13 protein-coding genes are annotated in these 17,337 nt (G+C 61.9%); 2 read left to right on the forward strand and 11 right to left on the reverse strand.

Going from position 1 to position 17,337, the window contains the following annotated elements:
- Window positions 1-138: 138 nt before the first annotated feature.
- The 3 genes from tnpC to tnpA are packed head-to-tail and all read right to left on the reverse strand — an operon-like array spanning window position 139 to window position 2,439.
- Window positions 139-1,725, reverse strand: a complete 1,587-nt coding sequence (gene tnpC, locus ACOOHD_RS09105; RefSeq protein WP_420457936.1) for an IS66 family transposase — start codon at window positions 1,723-1,725, stop codon at window positions 139-141.
- Window positions 1,726-1,757: 32 nt separating this feature from the next.
- Entirely contained in the window at window positions 1,758-2,105 is a 348-nt protein-coding gene (gene tnpB, locus ACOOHD_RS09110; RefSeq protein WP_420457935.1) for an IS66 family insertion sequence element accessory protein TnpB, read from the reverse strand.
- The gene (gene tnpA / locus ACOOHD_RS09115; protein WP_420457934.1) at window positions 2,098-2,439 is read right to left on the reverse strand and encodes an IS66 family insertion sequence element accessory protein TnpA; all 342 of its coding nucleotides are present in this window, start codon (window positions 2,437-2,439) and stop codon (window positions 2,098-2,100) included. Before tnpA ends, tnpB begins: the two co-directional genes overlap by 8 nt.
- Before the next feature lie 585 nt (window positions 2,440-3,024).
- Here tnpA and ACOOHD_RS09120 point away from each other — a divergent pair.
- Window positions 3,025-4,443, forward strand: a complete 1,419-nt coding sequence (locus tag ACOOHD_RS09120) for a flavin-containing monooxygenase (protein ID WP_420461420.1) — start codon at window positions 3,025-3,027, stop codon at window positions 4,441-4,443.
- A 6-nt stretch (window positions 4,444-4,449) separates the two neighbouring features.
- Here the strand turns inward: ACOOHD_RS09120 and ACOOHD_RS09125 are convergent, their stop codons facing one another.
- The 5 genes from ACOOHD_RS09125 to ACOOHD_RS09145 all read right to left on the reverse strand — a co-directional run bounded on the left by ACOOHD_RS09125 (window position 4,450) and on the right by ACOOHD_RS09145 (window position 9,649).
- Entirely contained in the window at window positions 4,450-6,030 is a 1,581-nt protein-coding gene (locus tag ACOOHD_RS09125; protein WP_420461255.1) for a sulfatase, read from the reverse strand.
- A gap of 12 nt (window positions 6,031-6,042) precedes the next feature.
- Entirely contained in the window at window positions 6,043-7,155 is a 1,113-nt protein-coding gene (locus tag ACOOHD_RS09130) for a dipeptidase (RefSeq protein WP_420461256.1), read from the reverse strand.
- Between the two features lie 12 nt (window positions 7,156-7,167).
- Complete coding sequence (locus tag ACOOHD_RS09135; protein ID WP_420461257.1) at window positions 7,168-8,295, reverse strand: alanine racemase; 1,128 nt, start codon at window positions 8,293-8,295, stop codon at window positions 7,168-7,170.
- Window positions 8,292-8,684, reverse strand: a complete 393-nt coding sequence (locus ACOOHD_RS09140) for a RidA family protein (RefSeq protein WP_420461258.1) — start codon at window positions 8,682-8,684, stop codon at window positions 8,292-8,294. Before ACOOHD_RS09140 ends, ACOOHD_RS09135 begins: the two co-directional genes overlap by 4 nt.
- Window positions 8,685-8,839: 155 nt before the next feature.
- Window positions 8,840-9,649, reverse strand: coding sequence for an MOSC domain-containing protein (locus tag ACOOHD_RS09145; protein WP_420461259.1), 810 nt, complete (start codon window positions 9,647-9,649; stop codon window positions 8,840-8,842).
- 83 nt (window positions 9,650-9,732) lie between these two features.
- Between ACOOHD_RS09145 and ACOOHD_RS09150 the strand changes: the two genes are divergently transcribed.
- The gene (locus ACOOHD_RS09150) at window positions 9,733-12,990 is read left to right on the forward strand and encodes a S41 family peptidase (RefSeq protein ID WP_420461260.1); all 3,258 of its coding nucleotides are present in this window, start codon (window positions 9,733-9,735) and stop codon (window positions 12,988-12,990) included.
- 14 nt (window positions 12,991-13,004) lie between these two features.
- On the opposite strand, the gene ACOOHD_RS09155 is transcribed toward ACOOHD_RS09150, so the two are convergent.
- The 3 genes from ACOOHD_RS09155 to ACOOHD_RS09165 are packed head-to-tail and all read right to left on the reverse strand — an operon-like array spanning window position 13,005 to window position 17,333.
- Window positions 13,005-14,876, reverse strand: coding sequence for a sulfatase (locus tag ACOOHD_RS09155; RefSeq protein ID WP_420461261.1), 1,872 nt, complete (start codon window positions 14,874-14,876; stop codon window positions 13,005-13,007).
- A 17-nt stretch (window positions 14,877-14,893) separates the two neighbouring features.
- Window positions 14,894-15,958 (reverse strand): hypothetical protein, encoded by a 1,065-nt coding sequence (locus ACOOHD_RS09160; protein ID WP_420461262.1) that lies wholly within the window; start codon window positions 15,956-15,958, stop codon window positions 14,894-14,896.
- Window positions 15,959-15,968: 10 nt separating this feature from the next.
- The gene (locus ACOOHD_RS09165) at window positions 15,969-17,333 is read right to left on the reverse strand and encodes a hypothetical protein (protein WP_420461263.1); all 1,365 of its coding nucleotides are present in this window, start codon (window positions 17,331-17,333) and stop codon (window positions 15,969-15,971) included.
- Window positions 17,334-17,337 lie beyond the last annotated feature (4 nt).

Here is a 17,337-nt window from a genome sequence, read left to right on the forward strand (position 1 = left end):
ACAATCAGCTACTTACGCCGCAACAACTCTACTATCAAGTTGCAGGTGATGCAGATCCTTATATATATTATTTTCATATCCTTAGCGTGTGGACAGAGAGAAGTTTCGTAAGCATCCGAGCAACCCCGTGTTATCAGTCTAAACTTTAGCCTTCCACAGCCCCGGCAGTAACTCCTCGATGCGGTTGATGGGATGGCCCCCGATTCGCAGTAAGACGTCGTGTAGCCACTCCCGCTCATTGACGCCCGCCTCGCGGCAACTCCCGAAGAAGGAGTACAGCATGGCCGCCCGCCGAGCCCCCTGGCGCGAGCCGGCGAACAGATAGTTTTTACGGCCCAGGGCCAGGGGGCGGATCTTGTTCTCGATTAGGTTGTTATCGATCTCGATACGGCCGTCGTCCAGGTAAGCCCCGAGCCGTGGTAGGTGATTATAGGCATAGTTCAGTGCCTTACCGATGCCCCCTTTGCTCAAGCTAGTCCGCCGCTGCTCGTTCACCCACTCCAGCAGGGCCGTATACGCCGGACGGGCGTAGCGCTGGCGTAGCCACCGACGGCGTTCGGGGGCTAGCTCGTAGCGGCGGCAGATATCCTCGATGCGGTAGAGATACTGGATGGCACGCAGGGCCATTTCGGCCAGCCCGGGGTGGTTAGAGCGAGCGTCGAAGAACTTACGCCGGATATGGGCCAGACAGCTGACCAGCACTACCCCGGGGTGGGCCTTCATGAAGCTGGTATAGGCGGAGTAGCCGTCACTCTGTAAGATGCCCCCGAAGGAGTCTAGCGTCTCGTGCAAGATATTGGCTCCCCGTCCCGGGCGGTAGGCAAAGAGTACCCCACCGGCCACCGGGTTTCTAAACACCCACATATAGCCCAGGTGTACCTTACGCAACTTGGGTGGATAGCGGTGACTCTTGTTCTTAGTCGGCTCCGCGCCCCGCTCTAGGACGGTGATGCGTGACTCGTCGCCCTGCAGGTAGTCGGTGTCGAGCACCTGCTTTGCAAGCGCCGCGTAAAGGGGTTCGAGCAGCGTACAGGTTGCGGCGAACCAGTCGCCCAGGGTGGAGGAGGGGATGTCCCAGTCGTAGTCCCGCCGCAGCATCGCGCGCTGACGGTACAGCGGCAGGTGGTCGATGAACTTTGCGATGACGAGCTGGGTCAGTAGCCCCGCCCCGGCAATGGCTTTGGGGAGCACCTGATCCGGAGCCGCAGCCTGGATCACGGCGCTTGCTTCGGCATCCTCCGGTCCCTCTCCGTGCTGTCCTGCCTCATACTGATCCGCTTTGGCTGCGGGGCGGCGGCGCCGCCGTACATAGCGGGGCCGCACGTACTCGATCACCTCTAGCTTGCCCGGGGTGTAGTCGACCTTACGGGTAACGTCCTGGCCGATCTCGATCAGGTCGCTGGTGTCCTGTCCGGGGGGCTCGACGCGTATCTGGCGCACGGGCAGATGCTCGGGCAGCGGCGTACGACCGGGGTGAGTCTTTTTTCTGGCCTTGCGTCGTTGGTAGCTAATCTTTTCCTTGAGCGGCTCGCCCTCCCGCTTCTCGGTCTTTTCTTGTTGCCACAACGCCATCTGCTCAGGGGCAGTGGTGATGGCCGCCGCCGGTACGAAGCGCTCGGATTTGGCTCCAAAGACCAGTCGCTTAAGCTGGTCCAGCTCGTGGCGCAGAGCGTTATAGCGCCCCTGCAGTTCTTCGTATTCCGCCCGGGAAACGGTGGCTTCCATATGTGACAAAAATACGAAACGCGCCCCGTAAATCAGGCCGTCCGGCTATATCTTTTGCGCCGTTTGACGGATTTAATTTCGATACCCTCCAGCAGTAGCTGGATGTCGGTCCAGCTCATCTCCAGACGGTCACCCTCCCCGGCCGGCAGCTCGAAGGTGCCACGCTCTAGCACCTTGTACCAGACCACAAAGCCGGTGCGGTCCCAGACCAGCAACTTGATGCGATCGCGCCGGCGGTTCAGAAAGAGGAACACATCGCCGCTCAGCAGTTCGTGGTCCAGGTACTGGCGCACCAGACCACTAAGCCCATTAAAGCCTTTACGCATATCGGTGACACCGCGGTACAAAAAGTAGCGTTGCCGGCTCGAGAAGCTAAGCATCGGCGCATAGCCCTTTGCCGTTCATCAGTTCACGACTTAGCCGTACAAGGTCGGCCAGCGGCCAGTCAGTCAGCTCCAGGCGAGCGCCACCCGACAGGTGTAGCGTGGCCACGGGCTCGCGCTTCGTCCCCGCCGCCGCAGAGGTGGTAGTTACCAGACGAGTGAAGCCCTCCGGTGCAGACCCGGTCTTGTTCCGCCTGGCGTACTTGGCTCGCCAGGCATAGAAGGTGCCGGTGTTGATACCTTTGGACTGACAGAATTGAACGATGGACTGGCCGCTGCCAGCTTGTTCGGCCAGCACTTGCTTAATCTGTTCGGGTGTTCTACGGCGCATCTAATTGGTTTGGCTCGCCGCAAAGTTCAAGCCACTCATCCAAGGCTACAAGATGGGGTTGCTCGGACGCTTACGAAGTTTCTACAAAATCGAGCACTTCAAACGACCGTTGCTTAGGAATACAAGCTCTTCTACAAGATAGTGTAGTACAAAAATTTCTGTCGATTGATATTAATTTGGAGAACGAATTCATATTCCCGTACGTCAGAATTATTGATCATCAAAAACTCTTGAGCTGTTCCGAAGGTTTAGTTCAGGATAGCATATCCAAACTATTCATATCTTATTTATACCGAGATCAATTGAGTATTGATCAAAACACTGGTGCCTACAGAGATGTCTTCCTACTAGAATACGACTATGACCACATCCATGACAATGCAAGCTTCAAACTTGCTATCCCAACTTTTGGTAAGCAAATGTCGCCTACGCCAATCACGCTGGTGACACTTGTATATCACCTAGAAGGCCAATCCACCTACACCCTGTTATCTCGAACGCTATCGAACAGGGAATAATCGCTGCACCTGCGGCCCCGCCCCCATTTCACCCCCCATCACGCCCGAACTCCTAGACGTCCTAATCATCGGCGCCGGCATCTCCGGCATCGGTACCGCCTACTGGCTACAGGAAAAGTGCCCGGAGAAGTCCTACGCCGTACTAGAAGCTCGTCACGAGCTCGGGGGCACCTGGTCGCTGTTTAACTACCCGGGGGTGCGATCCGACTCCGATATGTTTACCTTCGGCTATCGCTTTCGGCCGTGGCAGGAGCCGCAGTCGCTCTCGGCGGGTGAGAATATCCTGAAGTACCTGCGGGAGACGGTCACTGAGTACGGCATCGAGCGCCACATCCGCTACGGACACCGGTTGATGAGCGCCGACTGGTCAGACGAGACGCGCACCTGGCACCTACATGTACAACGTGACGGGGAGAAACTGGAGCTAGAGTGCCGCTTCCTCAGCATCTGCAGCGGCTACTATGACTACGAGGCGGCGCACCGGCCCGACTTTGCCGGGGAGGAGGACTTTACCAGACAGATCGTCGTACCCCAGTTCTGGCCGCAACAACTCGACTATACCGGTAAGCGCGTGGTCGTAGTGGGAAGCGGCGCGACGGCCATCACGATCGTGCCCGCTATGGCCGACGGCGGGGCCGCCCACATCACCATGCTACAGCGCTCGCCCACCTACGTCATGAACCTGCCCAACCGTAACGGCCTCTACCTGACCGCCAAGAAGCACCTACCCGACCGCTGGGCCTACCGCATCGCCCGCTGGACCAACATCTCCCTGAGCATGTTCTCCTTTGCCTTCTCGAAGGCCTTTCCCGGGGTGATGAAGCGGCTGATCATGCGGGGGGCCAGCAAGGAGCTACCCGCCGACTTCGACGTACAGACCCACTTCAACCCCCGCTACGATCCCTGGGACCAGCGGCTGTGCGTGGTGCCCGACGGCGACCTGTTTCGGGTGATCCGGGAGGGAAAGGCGGCGGTGGTGACCGAGCACATCGACCGCTTTATGCCCGGAGGAATCCGACTGGCCTCGGGCGAGGAGCTGGCGGCCGACATTGTGGTACTGGCTACCGGCCTGAAGATGAGTCTGGCGGGCAAGGCCGCGATCAGCGTAAACGGCCGGCCCGTGGACATGAACCAGGTGATGATCTACAAGGGCATGATGGTCAGCGACGTGCCCAACCTCGTCTACGCCTTCGGCTACACCAATGCCTCCTGGACGCTGAAGGTGGACCTCACCGCCAATTACCTCTGCAAGCTGCTCCGCTATATGGACCGCAAGGGCTACAGCGTAGTCGTACCCGCCCGCGAGGCGCTCACCAGTGAAGAACCTTTCCTGAATCTCAATTCCGGCTACGTGGAGCGGGCCCGCGACGTACTCCCGAAGCAGGGGAAGCGGCGGCCGTGGCGGGTGTACCAGAGCTACCTGGTGGATATGCTGAGTACGCGGTTTGGACGGGTGGCTGATCGGGTGCTGCGGTTTGGCAGATAGCCCGCATCACTTATTTTCCAGGGGCGCCGGCTCGAAATCACTCTCCTCCACCCAGCTAGCCTCCACCGCCTCCCCACTCATATACCGCTCGTAAAAGCCCGCCACCGCCCCGTAGTAAGGATACCGGTCAAACACCTCCCCCCGGCCCGTCACCCGCGGGTCCCCCTGTGCCCGTAGCTCCGTTATCATTTCCTCCTCCATACCCGCGATCAGGGTAGCCAGCTCGGGGTCATCAGCCAGGTTGTCCATGCAGTAGGGGTCGGCGGCAATATTATACACCTCCACTGCCGGCCGCTTGCCGAAGCTGAGCTGCCAGAGGCCGGCGGTGTCCGTGCCGTTGCGGCGGCGGTTCAGCAGCAAGGTTTTGGTGGGCGAGCCGTCCGTATTCAGGTAGCCGGTCTCGGGGTTGCCCACCGGCCAGCGATCCGTAGCGTAGTTGTGCAAGTACAGGTAGTCGCCGCGCACGATGCCGCGGATGGGGTAGCCCACATCCCCGGGCCGGCCTACGTCATGGCGTTCCTTGCCGATGAGTACGTGGTCGCGGAAGGGCTCCTCCTGTGCGTTTTCTAGGATTGGACGCATACTCCGGCCCACCGTCGGCGACATACCCGAGCTATCCCACACCACCCCCGCCACGTCCAGAAAGGTCGGGGCCAGGTCCACAAAGTTGACGAAGTCTTCAATCGTCCTACCGGCATCCGCGATCCCCGCCGGCCAGCGCACCGCCAGCGGCAGGTGGTTGCTCCTCTCGTAGGCCTGCCCCTTGATGCGCGGAAAGGGCATACCGTTATCGGCCGTCACGACCACGATGGTATTGTCCAGCTCCCCCCGCCGTTCGAGCTCGGCCAGCATCCGGCCCAGATGGTCGTCGAAGTGGTCGATCTCGCGGGCATAGTCGAGCAGGTCGGTGCGCACCGTATCGGTGTCGGGCCACATGGGGGGCACGTCATTCACATCGTCCAGCGAGCGACCGGTACCGTCCAGCCCGCTTCCGTAGGTGTAGGCCCGGTGCGGTTCGTAGCCCCCGTACCAGAAGAAAAAGGGCGCCCCGATAGCTATCGGGGCAGGTGCGGCGTCCAGGAAGGCGGTGAAGTTCGCCGCGTAGTCAATATCGGACATCGCTGCGGTCGGCGGCGTCGTATGCTGGCCTTGATACGGTGTACCGGTGAGTTGTCTCCGTTCGCCCGCCACCGTGCCGGGATTACCCGGGGACCAGCCCTTGCCCGTAAAGCCGGTGCGGTAGCCGTTCCTACCTAGCACCTCCACAAAGCTGGTGAATTTAGCAGGAAAGGTCGGCGAGTGGTTAGCCGCCTCCTCCAGTTGCCAACTGTTACGGCCGGTGAGGATGCAGGCGCGGCTCGGTGCGCACTTCGCATTCGGCGTATAGGCCCGCAGGAAGAGCAGCCCCTCCCGCGCCACCCGATCGAAGGCCGGTGTGGTCACCCAGTCGGTCCCGTAGGCACCCATGTGCGGGAAGGAGGCATCATCGGCGATACAGAAGAGGATGTTGGGGCGGGTAGCCAGTTCCGGCTCATCCGAGCCGCAACCCCAGAGCAGTGCGAGTAGGAGGTAGTAGACGTATTTCACCCCCCTAAGCTACTACGCCGGCAGCGCCTCCCCTAGCAGCCGCGCAAAATTCCCGTACAGGACCTTGTCCACATCCTCCGCCGCGTACCCCCGCCGCCGCAGCAGCTCCGGTAACCTAGCTAGGTCCGCGATTGTATCCAGGTCGTAGGGCGTTTGCTCGATGCCAAACAGCCCGTCCAGGTCGCTACCGATCCCGATGTGGTCGGCGGTGCCCGCCAGCTGGCACACGTGATCGTAGTGATCCACGATCCGCTCCAGGGTGATCCCCAACTCCCGCGGACTAGCCCCGCCCCGCCGGTAGCCCGGTTCGAGCATCCAGGCATCCAGCGCGCCGCCGACCACCCCACCCCGCGCGATGACCGCCCGCAGCTGCGCGTCGCTAAACTGCCGCTCCCCCGGCACCAGGGCCCGGCAGTTCTGATGGCTGGCCAGCACCGGCCCATGATAAACCTTCAGCGCCTCCAGGAAGCCGCGGTCGGTCAGGTGGGTCAGGTCTAGCAGGATACCGAGCTGGTTCATCTCGCGCAGCAGCTCCCGCCCCGCCGCCGTCAGTCCGCTCCCGTCCGACTGGGTCCCGGCCCCGTACCGCCCCGGACCGAAGTGCGCCGGACCGATCGACCGCAGCCCTTCCGCATAGTACGCATGCAGGTGATGGAGGGTCACGATGGAGTCCGCCCCCTCTAACGCCAGGACATAGCCGATTGGTAAATCTTCCTGTTTTCCGCGCCCCCGGTAGCGCGCTGTGTGCGCATCCAGCTGTGCCCGGGTGGTAATTGGCGTCAGCTCCCCCACCCGTTCCATCTCGCGGTACCAGACCAGTTGCCCCCGCGCCGCCGCGTAGGCCTGCTCCGGGGACTGCCAGCCGGGTAGCGCCAGATTAGCCGGTGCTGCGGTGCCCCGTGCGGCGTAGCGGGCGATGAGGGTGCCCCAGACCAGCCCGATGCCACCACGACGCAGCTCTGGGAAGGCTACCGTTCCATTACCCCGATCGGGATAGTCGGTCTGCCCCAGTTCGCGCTCTCTTGCCCGGATCTCCTGCACCGGCAGTCGCAGGTCCCGATTCAGGTGTACGGCGTTGGTGGCCAGGTCCAGGTGGGCATCGATGAGAAAGGGAACGGCAGCCATATCGCAGTGAAGCTACACCGTGATCTTCCGGTCCCGCGCCGCCACCGCCCAGGGCTCCCCCACCCGACCGTCGGTCACCGGCAGCAGCTCGGCGTACAGGTTCACCGTCGGGCATACGTGCACGGGAATGCCGTAGTGCACCTCCCCCACCGCGTGGCGACTCGTATCCGGTACCCGCACGTTCAGGTGCTCCTCGTGCTGCCCCGTCACGGTATAGTCTGCGAGCGTAGGAATGACCACCCGTGGCAGGGGGGAGTCTGGCGAAACGGCCTTCGAGCCCAGGTCGAAGCAGAGCGTCGTAGCGTCCACCACCGATACGATGCGCATCAGTAGTAACGCGGCCGGCTGGAAGAGCAATTCCGGAAAGTCCCACGCGTAGCCCGCATCCCAGAGGTAAAAAGTACCCGGCCCCACCGTCGTATTTGGCTTGCCAGCGTAGTAGGTGAAGGTCGGTGAGCCGCCCATGACAAGTTCGTAGCTCACGCCGTGGCGTACTTCCAGGTCCCGACGTAGGGTATCCACTTCCCGGTAAATTCGCTCGGCCTGTGTTCGGCGTTCCTGCTCGTCCGGCTGGTGCAGGTGGCCGTCGTAGGCGTGTAGTCCGCGTACGGTCAGTGCTGGCAGTTCTTTCAGCTCGTCTATCAAGCTGGGCGCCCCGATAGCTATCGGGGCAGGTGCAATGCCGGTACGGTTCATCCCTACGTTGAGATCGACGTACACCTCCGCCCCCGGCCCGTCCAGTACCTCCGTCAGCATCTGTGCGGAGGCGATGTTATCCACGATGCTGGCAAATTGAGTAGCCGGATAAAGCCTCCGTAGCTTCCCCCAGCGTTCTGCCTTCACCCGGGAGAGCTGGTAGGCCAGCAGCACCTCCGTAGCCCCCGCCGCGGCCAGCAGCTCTCCCTCGCTCACCGTGCTACACTTAAAGCGGGTCACCCCCTGGGCAATGGCCAGCTCGGCGATCTCGCGGCACTTGACGGTCTTGATGTGGGGCCGTAGGCAGTTGCCCTCCGGGGTGCGGCAGAGTGCTACCGCCTTAGCGATATTCGTCTTGATAATCTCGGGAAAGACCAGAAGGGCCGGTGAGTCGATCCGCTCTGCCCCCTCCACCCGGTACCGATCGTCGAGTGTGAAAGTCACGACCGCGGCAGCTTGACCACCACGTCGATCTCCACCTTGATGCCGTGGCCGAGTACCGATTGTACCGTAGTCCTTGCTGGCCGTACCCCCGTGAAGTAGGTAGCATACACTGCGTTGAAGCGATCGAAGTCGTTGATATCCGCCAGGTGTACGGTGGATTTCAACACATTGTCGAGGCTACCGCCGGCGGCTTCTACTATGGCCTTCACGTTATCGAGGGTGCGGCTGGTTTCCTCCTCGATGGTTCCGAGGGCGAAGGTGGAGGTGGTAAAGTCTACGCAGGCCTGTCCGCTGACGAAGAGGAGGCCGTCGCAGACTACGCCATCGGAGTAGGCACCGGTGGTGAAGCCTTGCTGGCGTTGGGGGTGGGTGATCTGTTGCTTTTGCATGTGAGTGGGTTGAACTGCGAAGGTAACGGTGTGATGGTGGGTGCCTGGCGGCACCGGGTTTTAACCACAGAGCTCGCAGAGGGCCACCGAGACGTTACCGGAAACACCTCTGTGTCCTCTGTGGTTCCCTATCGCAACGCAGTCGTCCCCTACATCTATGGTAAAATCAAGTCTCCCACCGCGATGCTACCCGTACCAGCGTGCACCAGGTTCATCCCGAAGTACACCTTCCCCCCCACCCGCCGGTACCCCGCCAGCGTAGCCAGTGGCTCCCCCACCCGATTCGCCACCCCCGTAGCCGGGTCTACATTCGGTACACCGCAGCGGGCGCAGGGCTCCAGGCCGGTGAAGGAGATGCCGTTGATGGTGAAGTCGGTGAGGTCATCCTCAGCGTAGGGTGCGCCGCCCGAGCAAACGATATTGGGGCGGAAGCGCTCCATGCCGAAGTGCACCTCCCCCCCGTAGCGGGCGTTCAGGTCCGCCAGTGATGCTTCGCCGATGAGTAGAAAGGGGTAGGCGTCAGCAAAGGAGGCGATCTTGCCGGCGGGGCGCAGGCCGGAGCTCGGGGCCACGGGGCGGTGGCTATGGTCAGGCATGTAGACGAGGTGGCACGCCATTCCGAGCGCGTCAGAGAACCAGGTATCTGCGGCGGCGGAAACGGAGCGGGCAGCTACGGTCTGCTGCCAGATCACGACCTCCCGGTCCGTGGGCCCATCGGCCGGCTCGGGAAGCCGAAGTACTTCGCCAGTCTCGGTGTTGCGTACGCTCAGGGCACCTCCCCTTAGTTCGGGTTGCAAGAGCGCCATCCGGGGGTACTTGCGCAATGTGATGAACACCTCATCCGGCGTCACGAGCAGGTAGCGGCGGTCGTGGGCCAGGCCGCGATCGGTCACTTCGGCGCTGTCCACGGCGATACCCCCGAGCGACTTGATGGGGTAGATGTATAATTGACTTACGGTGAGCATACTCGGATAAAGGTACACCGCCCTTGCACCTGCCCCCGATAGCTATCGGGGCGCCTGCCGAATCACACCGTATTTTTGTACCCATGCGCTACCTCCCCCTCCTTTGTCTGCTCGTCAGTACCCTCCACGCCCAGGAACCCGCCCAGTGGCTGCGTCACTCCAGCATCTCGCCCGACGGCTCCCGCATCGCCTTTACGTACAAGGGAGACCTGTATACTGTACCTAGCGCGGGCGGTGACGCTACCCAGCTGACGTACCACCCGGCCCACGATTACATGGCCACCTGGAGTAGCGACGGGAAGCAACTCGCCTTTGCCTCCAACCGCTACGGCAACTTCGATGTGTTTGTGATGGAGGCTACCGGCGGACCGGCCCGGCGACTCACCTTCCACAGCAATGACGAGGTGCCCTACACCTTCACCCAGGGAGACTCGACCATACTCTTCGGCGGACTCCGGCAGGACGCGGCCCAGCACCGGCAGTTTCCCCACCGCTCACAACCGGAACTTTATGCGGTAGGCACACAGGGGGGGCGGGTAACGCAGGTGCTAACGGTGCCGGCCGAGTACGTCCAGGTCAGTGCCGACGGTCGTACCCTGCTGTACCACGACAAGAAAGGTGGGGAGGATGAGTACCGCAAGCACCAGACCAGCTCCATTGCCCGCGACATCTGGGCCTACGATATGCAGACCGGCGTCCACCGTCAGCTTACGACCGACGCGGCTGAGGACCGCCAGCCCATCTTTAGCGCCGATGGGGAGAGCATGTACTACCTGAGCGAGCGCAGCGGCAACTTTAACGTGCACCAGCGGCAGCTGGACGATGCGGAGAGCGATAAGCAACTGACCGATTTTCGGATGCACCCCGTGCGCTTCCTGAGTAGTGGCGGGGGCCTGCTGAGTTTCGGTTACGACGGGGAGCTCTATACCCTACGGGAGGGCGAGGCACCGCAGAAGGTGACGGTGAATATCCGCACCCAGGCCATCGACAACAACGACCGCTTCATCTCGCTCGAGGATGGGATCACGGAGATGTCCGTCTCGCCCAGCGGCAAGGAGATCGCCTTCATTGCCCGGGGGGAGGTGTTCGTGACCTCGGTCGATGAGTCCTTCACTAAGCGGCTCACCGATACGCCGGAGCCGGAGCGCTTCGTGAGCTGGGGGCCGGAGGGCAAGTCGGTCGTCTACGCCAGCGAGCGTAACGGCAAGTGGAGTATCTACCAGACCGAGAAGGTGCGGGAAGAGGAGCCCTTCTTCTTCGCCGCCACCCTGGTGAAGGAAACAGCGGTCATCGACAACAACAAGGATAACTACCTGCCTAAGTACGCCCCCGACGGCAAATCACTGGCCTGGATCGAGGGGCGCCGCAGCCTGCGGGTAAAGGACCTGAAGGCCGATACCGCCACTACCCTACTCGATTCTACCGACCTATTCCACATGCAGGACGGCGATAAGTACTTCACCTGGAGCCCCGACAGCAAGTGGCTACTTGTAGAGTGGGACGCCCTGCTCAACAACAGCGAGGTGCTGGTGATGAAATCCGACGGCTCGAAGCGCGTCAACCTGACCAAGAGCGGCTACTACGACTCCGAGCCCAAATGGACGGGCAAGGGCCAGCAGATGATCTGGTTCAGCAACCGCGACGGACTGAAATCCTACGCGACCAGCGGACAGTCGGAGCAGGATGTCTACGCCATGTTTTTCACCCAGGAGGCATGGGATAAGTTTCAGCTGACGGATGAGGAGTTTAAACTGCTCAAGGCGATCGAGGCGGCGGAGAAGGAGGAAAAGGACAAAGGGACGGGGGATGAGAAGGACGGAGGGAAGAAAGAGGGGAAGACGGGGGATAAGGGGACGAGGGATGAGGACTCGACAAAGGTGGACCCCCTGACCTTTGACTGGGAGAACCTGGACGAGCGTTCGGCGCGGCTGACGATCAACTCCTCGCGGCTGGGGGATGCGGTGCTGTCGAAGGACGGCGAGACGTTGTACTACCTGGCCCGCTTCGAGGACAAGGAGAACCTGTGGAGCACCAAGATTCGCACCAAGGAAACCAAGCAGGAGATGAAGCTCGGAGCCAGTAACGGCAGCCTGGAGTGGGATAAGGACATGAAGAACCTTTACCTACTCAGCGGCGGCAAGATCAGTAAGCTGGACCTCGATAAGAGCGAGCAGAAACCCGTGAAGCTACAGGGCGAGATGGCCTTCGATGAGCAGGCGGAACGGGCGGCGGAGTTCGATCACGTGTGGTTGCGTACGAAGGCGGTGTTCTACCGCTCTGACTTCCACGGCATAGACTGGGACAGCATGCGGGTGGAGTACGAAAAGTACCTGCCCTCGATCGGCAATTCCTTCGAGCTCACCGAGATGCTCTCCGAAATGCTGGGCGAGCTCAACGTCTCCCACGCCGGGGCGCGCTACCGGCCCTCGGGCTTCGAGAACCCGGACAAGACGGCCTCCCTGGGTATCCTTATAGACTACGACTACACGGGCGACGGGATTCGGATCGAGGAGATCCTACTGGGCGGCCCGCTGGATAAGGCCAGCTACCAGATTGCCCCCGGCATGGTGATCGAGCGCATCAATGGGGATACGGTCTCGTCGGAGCGCGACGTAGCCAGCTACCTCAACCGGATGGAGGGCCAGTTTACCCTGCTACAGCTACGGGACCCAAAGACCGACTCGATCAAGACGATCACCGTCAAGCCCATTGCGCTCTCCGACGAGGCCGACCTACTGTACAAGCGGTGGGTGAAACGGAATGCGGCGGAGGTCGACTCGCTCAGCGGCGGGCAGCTGGGCTACGTGCACATTCCCGGTATGAGTGATGGGCCCTACCGCGATATCTACCAGGATATGATGGGCAAGTATTTCGACCGCAAGGGCATGATCGTCGATACCCGCTTCAACGGCGGCGGCGATCTGGTGGCAGATCTGGCCATGTTCTTTACGGGCGTTCCCTTCATCAGCTACGCCACCGAGGCCAAGGTGGTGGGCGGCGAGCCTACCTCCCGCTGGACCAAACCTACGCTGGCCCTGATCAATGAGGCGCAGTACTCCGACGGCCACTGCTTCGCCGCCGGCTACACCGACCTGAAGATCGGTAAGACCGTCGGCATGCCCACCCCGGGCACCTGTAGCTTTGCCGGCTGGGAGCAGCTACCTGACGGCTCAGTGTGGGGCGTGGTGCCGGTCAGCGCCAAGGATATCGACGGAGACTGGATGGAAAACAACCAGACCGAACCGCTGATCAAGGTGAAGAATATGCCCGGCGTGATCGACAAGGGGCGGGATCAGCAGCTGGAGCGGGCGGTGGTTGAACTGTTGGAGGAGGTGGAGTAACCGTCGTCGCTCCCCTACTCCCAAAACCAACCCAGCAGACGCCCCGCATTCTCCTTCTTACCGGACGCGTCCTCCAGCCATTGCCCGGGTAGTACGTCCGCCGGTATGTCCCACTTCCATTCGGGATGCTCGAACTTGAAAAAGGCCATGGTATTAAGTACCGCGGTGGCCTCCGCCGGGGTTTCGGTCTCCGCGAGCAGGTCGATAAGCGCCGGGCGGGGGTCGATGGCCCGGGTGATCCCCAGGAATTCAGCCGCCCGTAGTCGCACCAGCAACATTTCGTCCTCGGCAAGTAAGGTGGTAGCAACGGCAGATAGGCTACCCGCGCTAGTCCCGAACGAAGAGGCTACGGTCAGTCCCCAGTAGCGTTGGAGCGGGTCGCTGGCTACCAGTGCTGCCCGCAGGTTGGCCGCGGCCTCCGCGAAGGGGACGAGTTGTAGATCGGCGATCTGCCGCAACTGCCCGATACGCTCGCGGTTCGCCTGACCGTAGGCCACGGGGTCGTCGATTCCCTCCTCCAGAAAGATTGCCTCGGGGATGAAACTCAGGTCGGGCAGCCCGACGATTTTCTCCGCTAGTGCCCGCCGCAGCGATTCGGCTACCTCAGCAAACTCCGACCGGTCTAGCAAATTGGTGGTCTCGAAGGGATCGGCCACCACGTCGAAAAGTTGCTCCGGCGGCCGGGCCCGGAAGAACCGTGACTGTAGGCTATCGAGGCGACCGGCCCGGTAGGACCCTAGCCAGTCGCGGTAGGCCCACATGCGGTAGCGGTAGTCGTTGTAGAGTCCGTCGGGTAGGTAGGGCTGGTAGCTGCGCAGGTATTTATAGCGGCCGATCCGCACGGCCCGTACGAAGTCCGCTTTGGCATCGAAGCGGTCGGCGTAGCTGTATACCGTGTCCTGCTCCGTAGGTACCGGGACCGCGGTGGCACCGAGAAATGCCCGTCCGTCCATACCAGACGGCGTTTCGATACCCGCGAGCGCCAAAACGGTGGGTCCGAAGTCCATGAAGCGGGCGAAGGTGGTAGGTCGGGTATCCGCTCCGTAAGGATTAAGATTGCGATAGGCAGGTGGCACATACACCACCAGCGGCACGTGCAGTCCGGTCTCGTACACGTATCCCTTGCTCCCGGGCAGCACCCCGCCGTGATCGCCGTACACGAAGATGATGGTGCTGTCCATCAGCCCGTCTTCCTCCAAGCGGTCGAGCTCCCGACCGATCAGGCTGTCCACCAGGCGGTGGCGATCGGCGTAGCGGGCCCGCGTGTAGCGAAAGGCCGTATCGTCGGGGTGGCCGGGAAAGACCTCCACAGTGGCCGGATCGTCGGTGGTGATCACGGTAAGGGTATCCGCCTCCGGAAAGTGCAGGCTGCCCTCGTGGGTCTCCCCGAAGTTACGCACGTAGAAAAAGGGCTGGCCGGGGGCTCGGTCGCGGTAGTCCGCCCGCTGGCTGCTATCGTCCCACGTGCCCGGTGTAACAACGATGTTATAGTCCTCCTTGGCGTGGTTGGCCGTATAGTAGCCCGCCTCGCGTAGGTAGGCGGGAAACATTTTGCTCCCCCCGGTCATAGGCACCGGCTCCACCCGGCGGTGGTACTGCGCGCCGATGCGGGGGGCATACCTGCCGGAGATCAGCGTGCTGCGGGCTACGGAGCAGACGGGGGCCTGACTGTAGGCGTTTTCGAAGACAAGCCCGCGGCCGGCTAACTGCTCCAAACGCGGCATCGAAACCCCCTCCTGACGGTACAGCTTCATGTAGTGTACGGAATTGTCCTCGGTGACGAGCCAGACGATGTTCGGTGAACGTGCCGGTGCCTGAGCCGCTCCCGTAGCGGGCGCGGTCAGGGCTAGAAGTGTAGTGGCCAACAGTATTATTCCTCCGTTCATTGCTCGGTGTTTGGATCTTAGCGGCCGAAGCCACTCACGTGCCGCTTGATGATTCCCATCGCGCGGTCGGGATCGACCACGTTACGCGGATAATAGTAGTAGATAAGGTGGTCCACCGGTGCGGCGATCACCTGCGGGAGCTGCCGGTCCATTAGCTCCAGGTCCTGCATGCGGATGTTGTGGTTCTCGATGAGCCACAGTGCACGTTTGCCGTTGCGGTGGGCAGCCTCCAGGAAGCGTTCTCCGTTGCCGAGTAGGGTCTTGCCCTCACCGCCGTCGGTCTGCCCGCTGTCGGCGTCGTGCCAGGGGCGGCCGTCGCAGCCTACGCTGGTGAGTCCGCGTACGGAGACAAAGGCCTCGACCGCGTAATCCTCGAGGTGCGCATAGGCAAACAGGTGCAGTTGCTTGTCGGGGTGAGCGGCTACGAAGCGTTCGTTGATCCGCGACTGTACCTCGGTAGCCGCCTCCAGCCACTGTTCACGCGTGAAGTCTGCGCCCAACAGTTCCCGCGTCCGTTCACTGTAGTCGGGGGCTCCGTACTTCGGTTCGTCCCAGATGTAGCCGGGTATCTCCGGCCAGGTCTGGGCCATCTCCAGCAGGGTATCTCCGATGAAGGCCTCCACCTCGGGATAGAGCATGCCGCCGCGGGGGCCGTTTACGGTAGACACCTGGGGGTTGCCATCCGGTCGCTTTGCCCAGAAGTGGGGCCGCGTACTGAGCCACAGACTCGGCACCTTAGGCGCTCCGGCGTACACGCCCGCCAGCCTTGTCGGTACGCCCAGCACCTGCATCCCTGCCCTTTTGGCCTCCGCGATGATGATGTTGACGTTCTCCACGGCCGCGAAGAGGTCCTGTTCCAATAGTGAAACGCACACGTTTTGGGTACCCACGCCAGCCATCCACTCCATATCCTCACGCACCTGCCGGGGTACGATGGTGTACATATGTGCCCGTAAATAGTAAGCACTCAGCACCTTACCCTCCCCGGGCGGGGCCGCAGGTGCAATGGTTTTGGAACGAAGCAGTGTCTTTGGAACGGCCCCGATGACGGCTGCCCGTTGGATAAAGGTTCTACGTTTCACGATCGCTCGGTTAGAAAAATTCGGTGAGGTCGGTGATCAGCACGGCCCGCTCCCCCGTGGGCGCCCCGTTGAAGCAAACTTGGTCGAAGGCCGCGTTCCAGGTCGGGTGCGCATCGAGCTTGCTCGGGCCCCAGTAGCGGCGTATCGCGTACTGCTGCCCCAGGTCGGTAAAGATGCTCGCTACGGTATGCTCGCGCTGCTGCTCCAGATCGATCAGCCGTATGGGGATCTCTCCATTACCTACGGCCAGGGGCTCGAAGGGGTAGGCGTCGGAGAGCAGGTAGCGACCACCGGGCCGGATACTCGGGTGCCCACTACCTAAAATACTGTCACTCAGTACCCTGAAGTCACCCCCGTCGTAGCGGAACTGTACGAAGCGAAGCTTATCGTCACCCAGCCACTGCGGCGTCATATTCATCGTGAAGTGGGTGCTGTCGGGATGCCAGGTGGGGTGGTGACTACCCATATTCCAGTGCTGAGTGGAGACCGCCTCCTGCACCCGACCGGTCGCTAGTTCGTAGCTCAGCAGGGAGGGGTTGCGGTGAATCTTACCCTGCTGATCCTCCCACGCCCGCCGCTGAACGATGCCGATGCGCCGGTAGTCCGGACTGAAGCGGCAGGAAAACACGTAGTGGGCATACTGGCCCAATTGGTCCTCCTGGGTGCTGGCGGCGGCCAGTTCGGTAGCGGGCAGCAGCAGGGTGCGCTTTCCGGTGTGCAGATCGGTTTGCCAGATGCCTTCTTCGGACGAGGCAGCGGGGGGCAGTGTAGCCATGGGGCCGGCCTCACCGCCCGTGGCCGGCGGCCCGTAGGAGTACTGCGTAGCATTGAGGTACTCCAGCGTGGGGCCGATGGCTATGTTTCGGGCGGGGTCTACGTCCATCAGGGGGCCCTCGGTGACGAAGGTTTCGTTGCCGGTCAGATCGAGCCGTACCCCCACCGCCCTGCCGGCCCCGTTGACGTCGTTGCAGTACAGGGTGCGATCGTCAGCGCCCCACTGCACCAGGGCCCCGTACTGGTAGCCCCAGCTCCGGGTGGGGTATACCCGGCGGATGCGCTGCGCCGCCAGATCGATCACCACTACGTAGGCGATGTCGCCAAGCTTAGTCACCCGGTCCTGGTAGGGCAGCTCGGTGAGGGCCAGGTAGCGGCCGCCGGGGCTCCAGGGATTGTAATTGTAGTAGGTGTTAGTGAAGTAGCGACCGGGCGGCGTTACGATGTGGGTAGGCCCCAGCGTCTGCCCCGTCCGGTAGGGCCTGAAGGCGTACCGCTCCGCTTGCTGCTTCAACACCGGGTTGCTACACGACCAAATGCCCGGGAGTAACCCGCTCAGGATAAGACCGGCACTGGTATGTAGCAGGGTGCGGCGATCCATAATT

It is taken from the genome of Neolewinella sp. (assembly GCF_965214665.1).
Lineage (GTDB): Bacteria > Bacteroidota > Bacteroidia > Chitinophagales > Saprospiraceae > Neolewinella.